Source organism: Achromobacter spanius, assembly GCF_002812705.1.
Taxonomy (GTDB): Bacteria; Pseudomonadota; Gammaproteobacteria; order Burkholderiales; family Burkholderiaceae_B; genus Achromobacter; species Achromobacter spanius.
In genome coordinates this window covers 2,344,772-2,356,066 of sequence record NZ_CP025030.1, presented here as the reverse complement: position 1 = coordinate 2,356,066, position 11,295 = coordinate 2,344,772, and the positions used below count along the sequence as shown (strand labels likewise).

General features: G+C 64.6%; 9 protein-coding genes. 2 read left to right on the top strand and 7 right to left on the bottom strand.

What is annotated here, in order from left to right; translation table 11 throughout:
- Nucleotides 1-2: 2 nt before the first annotated feature.
- From asnB to coq7, 7 genes are all read right to left on the bottom strand, one after another.
- The gene (gene asnB, locus CVS48_RS10700) at nucleotides 3-1,934 is read right to left on the bottom strand and encodes an asparagine synthase (glutamine-hydrolyzing) (protein ID WP_100854434.1); all 1,932 of its coding nucleotides are present in this window, start codon (nucleotides 1,932-1,934) and stop codon (nucleotides 3-5) included.
- Nucleotides 1,935-1,982: 48 nt separating this feature from the next.
- On the bottom strand, nucleotides 1,983-3,125 hold the full coding sequence (locus CVS48_RS10695; protein ID WP_100854433.1) for a glycosyltransferase family 4 protein: 1,143 nt from the start codon (nucleotides 3,123-3,125) through the stop codon (nucleotides 1,983-1,985).
- On the bottom strand, nucleotides 3,126-4,475 hold the full coding sequence (gene murJ / locus CVS48_RS10690) for a murein biosynthesis integral membrane protein MurJ (protein WP_100854432.1): 1,350 nt from the start codon (nucleotides 4,473-4,475) through the stop codon (nucleotides 3,126-3,128). It lies immediately after the preceding gene.
- 1 nt (nucleotide 4,476) lies between these two features.
- Nucleotides 4,477-5,502 carry an SDR family oxidoreductase gene (locus tag CVS48_RS10685; RefSeq protein ID WP_100854431.1) on the bottom strand — a complete coding sequence of 342 codons (1,026 nt, stop codon included), beginning with the start codon at nucleotides 5,500-5,502 and terminating at the stop codon, nucleotides 4,477-4,479.
- Nucleotides 5,503-5,512: 10 nt separating this feature from the next.
- Nucleotides 5,513-6,790 (bottom strand): Vi polysaccharide biosynthesis UDP-N-acetylglucosamine C-6 dehydrogenase TviB, encoded by a 1,278-nt coding sequence (gene tviB, locus CVS48_RS10680; RefSeq protein WP_100854430.1) that lies wholly within the window; start codon nucleotides 6,788-6,790, stop codon nucleotides 5,513-5,515.
- Nucleotides 6,791-6,888: 98 nt separating this feature from the next.
- The gene (locus CVS48_RS10675; RefSeq protein ID WP_050448076.1) at nucleotides 6,889-7,995 is read right to left on the bottom strand and encodes an MraY family glycosyltransferase; all 1,107 of its coding nucleotides are present in this window, start codon (nucleotides 7,993-7,995) and stop codon (nucleotides 6,889-6,891) included.
- A 745-nt stretch (nucleotides 7,996-8,740) separates the two neighbouring features.
- Entirely contained in the window at nucleotides 8,741-9,418 is a 678-nt protein-coding gene (gene coq7 / locus CVS48_RS10670; RefSeq protein WP_167400971.1) for a 2-polyprenyl-3-methyl-6-methoxy-1,4-benzoquinone monooxygenase, read from the bottom strand.
- A gap of 122 nt (nucleotides 9,419-9,540) precedes the next feature.
- Between coq7 and CVS48_RS10665 the strand changes: the two genes are divergently transcribed.
- Together CVS48_RS10665 and CVS48_RS10660 are read left to right on the top strand one after the other, a co-directional pair.
- Nucleotides 9,541-9,984 carry an OsmC family protein gene (locus CVS48_RS10665; RefSeq protein WP_100854429.1) on the top strand — a complete coding sequence of 148 codons (444 nt, stop codon included), beginning with the start codon at nucleotides 9,541-9,543 and terminating at the stop codon, nucleotides 9,982-9,984.
- Between the two features lie 8 nt (nucleotides 9,985-9,992).
- A complete protein-coding gene (locus CVS48_RS10660; protein WP_100854428.1) occupies nucleotides 9,993-10,964 on the top strand; it encodes a thymidylate synthase in 972 nt (323 codons plus the stop codon).
- The last annotated feature ends 331 nt before the right edge of the window (nucleotides 10,965-11,295 follow it).

Sequence of the window (11,295 nt, the reverse complement as noted above, 5' to 3'; positions counted from 1 at the left end):
CGTTAACGACTCCCAATCGTTCCCCCTTGATCCGGTGCGGCACGATAGCGGTCCAGCCAGGCCTGCATCATCAGCACGCCCCACAGGTGACTGTCCCAGTTGCGATGGCCCGAGGTGTGTTCGCGCCATTTGCGCAGGATGGGTTCGGGTTCAAACCAGCCTTCCTGGCGCAGCCGCGCGGGGTCGAGCAGCGCATCGGCCCATTCGCGCAGCGGTCCGCGCAGCCAGGCGGCCAGCGGTACGGCGAAGCCGCGCTTGGGGCGGTCCACCAGCGCCTGCGGCACATGGCGATGCAGCACCTGGCGCAGCAGCCATTTACCCGTGTTGCCGCGCACCTTGTACTGATGCGGCAGGCTCCAGGCGAATTCATAAACGCGATGGTCGATCAGCGGCACGCGCGTCTCCAGGCTCACCGCCATGGCGGCGCGGTCGACCTTGACCAGGATGTCGTCGGGCAGATAGGTAATCGTGTCCAGCTTCATCATGGCTTCGAAGGTCGAGCCCTGCATGTCGCGCGCGAATTCCGACACGGGTTCTACACCGCCCTTGACCACCTGCGTGGGGTCGGCCCAATAAGACACGAAGTGGCGGTAGAAGTCGCCGCGCGTATCGGTGCGCAGCAGCTCGCCCAGCTTGCCGACCTTGCCGCGCCAGGCGCCGCGTCCTGGAAGGTGGGTGGTGGCGGAGAGCATCGCGCCAGCGGGCTTGCGCAGCATGGCGGGCACGCGCTCGCATTGCTGCCACCAGTTATTCACGCGGAAGTAGCGCGAATAGCCGCCAAAGAGTTCATCGCCGCCGTCGCCCGACAAGGCTACGGTGACGTGCTGGCGCGCCATCTTGGTGACGAGCGACGTGGGAATCTGCGACGAATCGGCAAACGGTTCGTCGTACATTTCGGCCAGCGACGGCACCACCGCCAGCGCGTCGTCCGCGGTGACGTAGAGCTCGGTGTGGTCGGTGCCCAAATGCGTGGCGACGGCCTTGGCGTGTTGCGCCTCGTCGTAGCCTTTCTCGTGGAAACCGATGGCGAAGGTGCGTACCGGCTTGGCGCTTTGCGCCTGCATCAGCGCCACGATGGTGGACGAGTCAATGCCGCCCGACAGGAAGGCGCCCAGGCTGACGTCGGACAGCATCTGGCCGCCCACTGCCTTGGACAACACGCTTTCCAGCGCCTGGGCGGCCTCGGCGTCGGACCCGAACGACAGCGGCGACCGGGCCGCGCTGTCGGCCGCTTCGCGCGCGGACCAATACACGCGCGGCTCCGGCATGCGGCGGCTGCGGGTGTCGTCGGCGGTGAACTCCACCCAGGTGCCCGGAGGCAGCTTGGCAATGCCCTGGTAGATGGATTGCGGCGCGGGAATGTAGTTGTGGCGCATGAACGAGGCCAGCGCGTTGCGGTTCAGCTCGCGGCCGAATCCGGGGATGGGCATGAGGCCCTTCAACTCGGACGCAAAAACCAGCTCGGCGCCCGAATAGCCGTAGTACAGCGGCTTTTCGCCCATGCGGTCGCGCGCCAGCATCAGCTTGCGCGATGCGCGGTCCCACAGCGCAATGGCGAACATGCCGACCGCGGCCTGCAGGGTGGCCTCGATGCCCAGCGCGGTGAAGCCGGCCAGCAGCGTTTCGGTATCGGAATGGCCGCGCCAGGACGGCGCCAGCCCCGACTTTTCAAGCTGCTGGCGGATGTCCAGGTGGTTGTAGATCTCGCCGTTGAACACCATCACATAGCGGCCGCACGCGGACGTCATGGGTTGATGGCCGGCTTCGGTCAGGTCCAGGATGGCCAGGCGCACGTGCCCCAGCGCCACTTCGGCTTCCGGGTCTTCCCAGAAACCGTTGCTGTCCGGCCCGCGATGGCGGATGCGACGGCAGCTTTCGGCCAGCACGCGCTCCTTGTTCCCGATGGGGCCCCAAATTCCGACTATTCCACACATGATGAGGTTCTCGTGGTCACCGTAGCAACGGCGCGCGCCGCGAAGGCCCTAGCGGCCCGGCTTGCGCACGCCGTCAAAAAGTTCTTGCCATTGCTGCAACACGCGCGCGGCCGAAAAGCGGTCGCGCACATCGGTTGCCGCTTGCGCCATCCGCTGGCGCCTTGCGTCGTTTTCCATCACATCGGACAGCGCCTTGCACAAGGCCGGTACATCGCCATTGGGCCGCACCAGCACGCCGTCGATGCCGTCGCGCACGATCTCGCGCGGTCCGGTATCGCAATCGAACGAGACGGCGGCCAGGCCGCTGGCCATGGATTCAAGCAAGGTATTGGACAGCCCCTCAAAGCGCGAGGTCAGCACATACAAGTCGGCGCTGTCGTACCAGTCGCCCACATTGCCGGCGCGGCCGGGCATCAAGATACGCGAGGCCAGGCCGGCCTGGTCGACTTGTGCTTGCAGCGCGCCGCGTTCATGGCCTTCGCCCAGAATAACCAGATCCCAATCCGGATGCGATGGGGCCAGCGCGGCAAACGCCTGGATCAGCAGGTCAAACCCCTTGTCCGCGTGCAACCGGCCAACCGCCAGCAGGCGCTTGCGGCCATCGGACGTGGGCGGTGCCAGCAAGGGCTCGGCGCGCGGCAAGGGCCAATGCACCGGGTTGGGGATGACGGCCAGGCGCGAGCCCGGCACGTGCTGTTCGATCCAGTCGGCCGTGCCACGGGTCAGCGCGACGACTCGCGCGGCACGCGGGTAGGTGATGCGGCGCAGCCGCTGCCACAGGCCGGACAGGGTCTGCGACGGCGGATGCGTGTGCTCGGTGGCGATCACCCGACACGGGATGCCCGCGCATGCCAGCACCGACAGCACCGACGCCGTGGTCATCATGCCCAGCACGATGTCGGGGCGGAATGTCTTGACCACGCGGCGCAGCGCACGCACGCGCTGCACGTTGCTCCAGATGCCGCGCAAGCCGCCGCCCTCGCCCGCCGTATGCAGGACTTCGCGGCGCACCTTGGGATGCAGCGCGTAGACGTCGCCGTCCGCGCTGGCCTGGGTCACCACCATGACCTCGCGGCCCATGCCGGCCCAGTGCGCGCTCAGGTCCGCGGCAACGCGCTCAGCGCCGCCGCCATGCAGCGAATGAATAAACAGCAGCACGCGCAATGCGCGGCCGGAGTCGGCGTCGGACATTCAATCTGCCTCCTTGGGTTCAGCCTTGCGCATCGCCACGACCAGGTAGCACGCGAAGGACAGCACATACATGAGGCTGGTTGCCAGCATGATGCCGGCCGCGCCCATCTTGGGCGCCAGCACGGTGTTCAACACCGCTTTCAGCGCAAAGTTGGCCACGGCGATGGCGGCCATGATGCGGTAGCGGTTCTGGCTGGCCAGCAATTGCACCAGGATCAGCACGCCAAAATAGAAAGGCAGTTGCAACAGGCCCCAGCGCAGCACATGCGCGACGACTTCGGTGTTTTCAGCCGTGAAGGCGCCGCGCTCGAACAGCACGGCCACGCCCCACGGGGCCAGCACCCAGCCGATGGCGACGACCACGGCGCCCGCGCCCACCATCAGCACGGACCACTTCAGCGCCATGCTGCGCGCGCGGGCCGTATCGCCGCGCGCTTGCACATCGGCCAGCACGGGCAGCGCGGCGCGCCCGACCGACACCGCGCCGATGCCCAGCAGCAACGACAACAAGCGGCTGGCATAACCCAGCGTGGCGTTGGCGTTGGCGCCCAGGTTGGCGGCGGCGTACTGGTCCAGCGGGCCGACAAAGCTCATCGCCACCTGGCCGATCAGCATGACGCCGGCCGCGCCCATCAGTTCGGGCCAGTGCGGCGACCGCAGCGTCAGCCGAGGCGCGCCCCAGAATCCGCCATCGGCACGCGCGGCCAGCCACGCAAGCCATACGGTCTGGATGGCGTAGCCCACCAACGTGCCCCACAGCAGCGGGCCCACGCCGTCGGCGCTGACGGCCAGCATGACCCAGGCCAGTGTTGCCACGGCGGGCACGCTGTCCAGCAAGGTATTGACGTGGCGTTCATGCGCGCGCAGTCGCGCAGCGCTGATGCCGGCGATGAGCAGCAACGCCGACACCGGGGCGAAGGCGATGAGCAGGTCGCCCGTCATGCCGCGCACGCGCTCGGGCAAGCCCTTGCCCAAGGCGTCCACAACATACGGCCAGGCGAACCAGGTTGCGATGGCCAGCGCGATACCGGCCGCGGCTACCCAGCCTTGCAGTTCTTTGATGAATTGGTCGCGTTCGGCGTCGTCCGCGCGGCGCAGGCGCACCAGCACGGGAATCAAGACCACCGACAGCACGCCCACGATGGTGACCGGCAGCCAGGTGGCCATGGTCATCGTGAACTGGTAGGCGTCCACGGCGTCGCTGACGCCGTAGCGGTACGCCACCGCCATCTCTTTGATGGCGCCGGCCGCCTTGCCCAGCAGCAGAAACACCGCCACCCGGAACGCGCCCTTGAAGATGCGCTGGTGGTCCGGGTGGATGTTGCCGAGTTTTCGGACGAGTGCTTTCAAATCAACGCAGGAATTGCGTGTACCAGGGCATGGCCACTTCCAGGCCTTGCAGCACGGTGTGCGAAGGCGCGTAGCCCAGCAGTCGACCCGCCTTGCTGACGTCAGCCTGGGAATGGCGCACGTCGCCGGCGCGGAAATCCGCGTAGACGGCTTGCTTGCCATAGTTCACATTCTGGTTGCCCAGGGCCTTGACCAAAAAGCCGAACAGGTCGTTCAAGGTGCTGCGGCCGCTGACGGCCACGTTGTAGACCTGGTTGCGGGCTTCGGGCGGCGCCATGGCGGCCAGCAGGTTGGCCTGTACCGCGTTATCCACAAAGCAGAAGTCGCGGCTGGTTTCGCCGTCGCCGTTGATGGTGACGTCTTCGCCCTTGATCATGGCGGCCGTCCACTTCGGGATCACGGCGGCGTAGGCGCCGTCCGGGTCCTGGCGCTTGCCGAACACGTTGAAGTAGCGCAGGCCCACGGTTTCAAAGCCGTAGGAACGCGCGAACACGTCGGCGTACAGCTCGTTCACGTACTTGGTGACGGCGTAGGGCGACAGCGGCTTGCCGATGTTTTCTTCAACCTTGGGCAAGGCCGGGTGGTCGCCGTAGGTCGAGCTGGACGCGGCGTAGACAAAGGACTTCACACCGGCGTCGCGGGCGGCGACCAGCATGTTCAGAAAGCCGCCGATGTTCACCTCGTTGGTGGTGATCGGGTCTTTCAGCGAACGCGGCACGGAACCCAGGGCGGCCTGGTGCAGGACAAAGTCCACCCCCTCGGCAGCGCGTTGGCAAGCGGCCAGGTCGCGGATATCGCCTTCCACGAAGGTGAAGCGCGCCCATTGCTCGGCCGTGACCGAGGTGCGCACTTCATCCAGATTGCGCTGGTGGCCGGTGGCGAAGTTGTCCAGGCCGGTGACGGTCTGGTTCAACTTCAACAAGGTTTCCAGCAGGTTCGAGCCGATAAATCCGGCGCAGCCCGTCACCAGCCACTTACGCGGCGCGGCGGCCAGTTCTTGCTTGATGGTTTCATAGCGAGTCGTCATGGCGGAATCCTTACAGGCGCAGGTCGGATTCGGCGGGCGACAGCACGTACTTCAGGTCATACAGCACGTGTTGCGGCTTGCCCAGCTTGCGGATGCCTTCGGCGCCCATGGCCTTGAATTGGTTGTGCGCCACCGCCAGGATCACGGCGTCGTACTTGCCCTCTTCGAGCTTGGCCACCGGGGTCAGGCCGTATTCGTGTACCGCTTCATCGGGATCGACCCACGGGTCGTAGACGTCCACATCCACGTTGTAGTCGCGCAGCTCGCTGACGATGTCGACGATGCGGGTGTTGCGCAGGTCGGGGCAGTTTTCCTTGAAGGCCAGGCCCATGACCAGCACGCGCGCGCCTTGCACATGGATGCGCTGCTTGGTCATGCACTTGACCAACTGCGACACCACGTAGCCGCCCATCGAATCGTTCAGGCGACGACCGGCGAGGATGATCTCGGGGTGGTAGCCGATGGACTGCGCCTTGTGGGTCAGGTAGTACGGGTCCACGCCGATGCAGTGGCCGCCAACCAGGCCCGGGCGGAACGGCAGGAAGTTCCACTTGGTGCCCGCGGCTTGCAGCACGGCTTCGGTATCGATGCCCATCTTGTTGAAGATCAGGGCCAGTTCGTTGATCAGCGCGATGTTCACGTCGCGCTGCGTGTTCTCGATCACCTTGGCGGCTTCAGCCACGCGGATGCTGGACGCCTTGTGCGTGCCGGCGGTGATGATTTCCTTGTACAGCTGGTCGACCAGCTCGGCGACTTCGGGCGTGGAGCCAGAGGTGACCTTCTTGATCGTGCTGACGCGGTGTTCCTTGTCGCCCGGATTGATGCGCTCGGGGCTGTAGCCCGCGTAGAAATCCACGTTGAACTTCAGGCCGGACACACGTTCCAGCACCGGCACGCAGTCTTCTTCGGTGGCGCCGGGGTAAACGGTGGATTCATAGATGACGATGTCGCCGCGCTTGAGCACCGCGCCGATCGTTTCGCTGGCCTTGACCAGCGGGGTCAGGTCCGGCTGCTTGTATTCGTCGATGGGCGTGGGAACGGTCACGATGAACACGTTCGCCTGGCCGAGTTCGGCGCGGTCGGCGGTGTAGCTCAACTGAGCGGCTTCGGCCAGCTCTTCGTCGCTGACTTCCAGCGTGTGGTCGTGGCCCGCCTTCAAGGCGTCAATACGGCGCGTATTGATATCAAACCCGATGACCGAGCGCTTCTTGCCGAACTCCACCGCCAAGGGCAGACCGACGTAGCCCAGGCCAACGACAGCGAGTTTCACATCCTGAATTCGCAACATAACTCTCCCTTCACCGTAAGCGTTTACGGCATTCTAAATATGGTCGGGTGATTGATGATTCACGAGCCCCCGGCGGCAGTCGCCGGGGCACTCAACACTTAATCCGAGGTCTTCAACACGGACGGCAACAGCAGCCACCCCGGGCGACGCCAGGACACCAGGCGGGCGTACAGCCAGACGTAGACGCTGGCGAACACCACCAGGCTGGCGCCCAGGGCCCACGCGTTGTCCCACCAGATGGTGGCCGGCACCAGACCGATCAGCGCCAGCACCCACATGTAGGGTGACGCCATCGCGTTGCACAGCGCCGGCACCGCATGGCGGCGGCCACGGCTGAAGGTCACGCGGACCAGCCGGCGGAACACCAGTTGGTGCAGGTGCAGCGCGTCCGGCTGGTCAACCGGCACGCCACGCTTGAAGCGGCGGCGCCAGATCGAAAAACCGGTTTCGAAAACGGGGTAGAACAGCACGGCCAGCGCATAGAAAGGCGACACCGACGGATTGCGCACCACCAGCAACACGGCCAGCTCGGCCAGCATGAAGCCCAGGAAGTACGCCCCGCCATCGCCCAGGAAGACGCGGCCGAACGGGAAGTTCCAGACCAGAAAGCCCAGGGTGGCGGACGCCAGGGCCGCCGCGATCATGAAGATGGGCACGTCGCCCACTTGCAGCGCCACCAGGCTGATCGACACCGCCATCAGCGTGGCGACCATGCCGGCCAGGCCGTTCATGCCGTCCACGATATTCAGCGCATGGGTACAGCCGCCCACGGCAAACATGGTGAACAGCAGCGATACGGGCCAGTACGACAGCACGTAATCCACCGGGGCCATGCCGACACGGCTGACGCCGCCCAGCAGCCACCAGGCAATCGCCGCCGACAGGAACGCCGCCAGCAAGCGCTTGCTGGCGCCGATGTCTTTGGTAATGTCTTCGAGCAGGCCGGCCACGAAGACCGGCAGGGCGGCAACGAACAACGCCGGCCAAAGCCAGGTCAGCGTCATGTTGGCGGGGCCCAGCACCAGCAGGCCCAGCAGGGTGCCGGCCAGCACGGCCAGGCCGCCAACGCGGGGCGTGGCTCGGGAATGGTTCGCTTGCGGTTTGTTGAGGTCGCTGTCGCCGGTGAAGCGGCCATGCCAGCGCTCCGACCACACGATGAGTCCCCCCACCATGAACGCGACCACGCAGATATACAGCCAGGTCACTCGATCACCTTTCTTGGTCTATGGAGACAGGCCCGCCATTATCGGGGGCAGGTGTAACGCCCATATATGGGAGGGATAAGGAAGTGCAATTCACGGGCACGAAACGTAACTCCCGGGTCAGGGGCGTTCTTTCGCGCGGAAGTCCAGGATTCATGCAGGCGATTGTAGATCTTTCCGCCTGGGCGCATACGAAATATCCCAGGGAAAACGCGGATGCCTCCATAGGGTGGAGGCACCGTCATTCCAGTCCGGTCGGCGGACTGCCCGCCAAAAACAGGGACGCATCAAAAGCACGCAAAAAAAAGCCCGAGATCGTGAGATCTCGGGCTAAATCCACCAAAGGAGGAGGGTGGAGGAGACAACCGTGGCATGTTGGGAGCTGACCTTCTGCTCGCTTTGCTGTCGGGGTTTTGCACCGCGCCGACTGCGTTTCAACATCCGATGTGTGAATATTAACGAGGTTTTTTGTGCGATGCAAGAATTTTTTTGATCTCTTTAAAAGGTCAATTTCTGCGTTGCGTTTTCGCTGCAAATCCAGCGCCTACCCGTTGGAAACCCGCGCTAACAAATGACTTGGCCGAAAAAAGGGTTTTTGCCAAACGGGTAAACCCCTTGGGGATTTACCCTCGCCGGTATCGGGTAATCCCGCCTGAATTTCCGCACCAACTTGGTGCGATTCGCACCACGATGCGGCCATATTGGTGCATTGCAACAATGCCGCAAACCGCAACCAAACCGCTTCGCTTCAGATCCAGTACGCCGTCGTCGTCATCACTTTGGACATCGCCCGCATGGCCGTCTTTACAGGGCCCGGCAGTGGTACGCCCCCTGCCCGCTCGGCGCTGGCCCGGTGTTCCGCTTCGTCGTCTTTCATCTTCCGGACGACCTCGCGCGAGCGTTCGTCCTGCACCGGCAAGGTGCGTAAATGCTCTTCCAGATGGGCCTCGACCTGCTTTTCGGTTTCGGCCATGAAACCCAGGTTGCGCGGCACGCCCGCGGCGCTGGCCAGCACACCCAGGGCGAAAGAGCCGGCATACCAGACCGGGTTCAGCAGGCTGGGCCGGCTGTTCAATTCCGTCAGGCGCTCGTTGCACCACACCAGATGATCCACTTCCTCGGCGGCGGCATTCAGCAGCAACGCGCGCGGGGCGGGCTCACGGCACACCGAGGCTTGCCCCCGGTACAGCGCCTGAGCGCAGATTTCGCCTACGTGGTTCACGCGCATCAATCCGGCGGCGTGGCGCTTTTCCTCTGCCGACAGCGTATCGGGCGCTTCCGGCGTCTTGGCGGGATACGGCCGCCCGGCCGTGGCGCTGTTGGACAGGACACGCAAGGCGCGGTCGGCTTCGGCCAGCAGGGCATCCAGGGGGCCGACGCGACGGCGCAAGGAAACAGTTCCAGATTGGGACATGGCGATGGGCATGGGCGACTCCTCTGCAAGACTGAGCACACACCCCTGATGCGGGGCGGGGCTCTCATGCCTGGAATTGTACGCAACGGGTATCATCGGCCATTGACTGCGCGCAATGTGGAAGGACACTCAAAATGGAATGCACGATAGACTGGGGCGGCCCCAACGGCATGCTCTTTACCGCCAGCACCGGCAGCGGCCATGTGGCCGTGATGGATGGCGCCGTGGACGGCGGCGGACACAACCTGGCGCCCCGCCCGATGGAAATGCTGCTGGCCGGCACCGGCGGCTGCACGGCCTACGACGTGGTGCTGATCCTGAAGCGTGGACGCCACGCCGTCACCGGTTGCAGCGTCAAGCTGCAAGCGGATCGCGCCGAAACCGACCCGAAAGTCTTCACCCGCATCCATTTCGCCTTCACCGTCACGGGCCGCAACCTGCCGCAGGCGGCGGTGGAACGCGCCGTGCAGTTATCGCACGAAAAGTACTGCTCGGCCTCGGCCATGCTTGAGAAAACCGCGGCGATGACCTTTTCGGTCGAGATCGTCGACACCCAGGACGCGCCGGCCGCAGCCTGAGGACCGCCATGAAACAATATCTAGACCTCGTCCAATCCATCCTGGACACCGGCTCGTGGCAGGAAAACCGGACGGGCATCCGCACGATCAGCATGCCGGGCGCCTCGTTGCGCTTCGACCTGCAAAAAGGCTTTCCCGCCGTCACCACCAAAAAACTGGCCTTCAAATCCGCCATTGGAGAAATGGTCGGATTCCTTCGTGCCTCGCGCAGCGCGGCCGAATTCCGTGAACTGGGCTGCAAGGTCTGGGACCAGAACGCCAATGAAAACAGCCAATGGCTGGCCAATCCGTACCGCGAGGGCCCTGACGACCTGGGCCCGGTGTACGGCGTGCAATGGCGCCAATGGCCTGCGTACAAGCTCCTGGACGCCAGCCGTCCGGCCCAGCTTGAAGATGCCTTGGCGCGCGGTTACGCCAAGGTCGCCGACCTGGAAGAAGGCGGCGTGCCGAAGGTATTGTTTTATAAAGCGGTGGACCAGTTGCGCCAGTGCCTGGACACCATCCACGAACGCCCGGGCGATCGCCGCATCCTGTTCCATGGCTGGAACTGGGCCCAGATCGAAGAAATGGCGCTGCCGCCCTGCCACCTGCTGTACCAGTTCCTGCCCAACGCGACGACGCGCGAGATTTCGCTGTGCCTGTATATCCGCTCAAACGACGTGGGCCTGGGCACGCCGTTCAACTTGACGGAAGGCGCCGCGCTGCTGCATCTGGTGGGTCGCCTGACCGGCTACACGCCGCGCTGGTTCACCTACTTCATCGGCGACGCGCACATCTACGAAAATCACCTGCCGATGCTGCGCGAACAGCTTACCCGCGAGCCCTACGAATCGCCCAAGCTGGTGCTGTCCGACCGCATCCCTGATTTCGCCGTCACCGGGCGCTATGAACCGGAGTGGCTGGAAAAGGTGGAACCCACCGACTTTTCCCTGTCCGGCTACACCCATCACGCGCCGCTCACCGCCCCCATGGCCGTATAGGCTCCCCCTCGGCTCGCCAGACTTCGGCGGGCGGGGTAGCCGGCCTCGCAAGCCTTAAGTGAAGATTGGTGAGCATCTGGACGCGCGATTTCGGTATAACCCATCCCTTAGCTCAGGACGCGCGTCCAGAACCACGCGCGCGCCCAGGCTTCCGACCGGCTCATGCCGCGCCGCGCCGCCACTTGCCGCAATAGCGCGCGGCACCCCGGCGGCGCCGACCGCAGGCATTGCTTGCCACCTCCCCCTTCCCGACAAGAGAGTACGTAGATCGCCAGCGTCGACAGCAGCAATCTGTCTCACGACCCAATTGCAACTGTTGACTACTAATTGA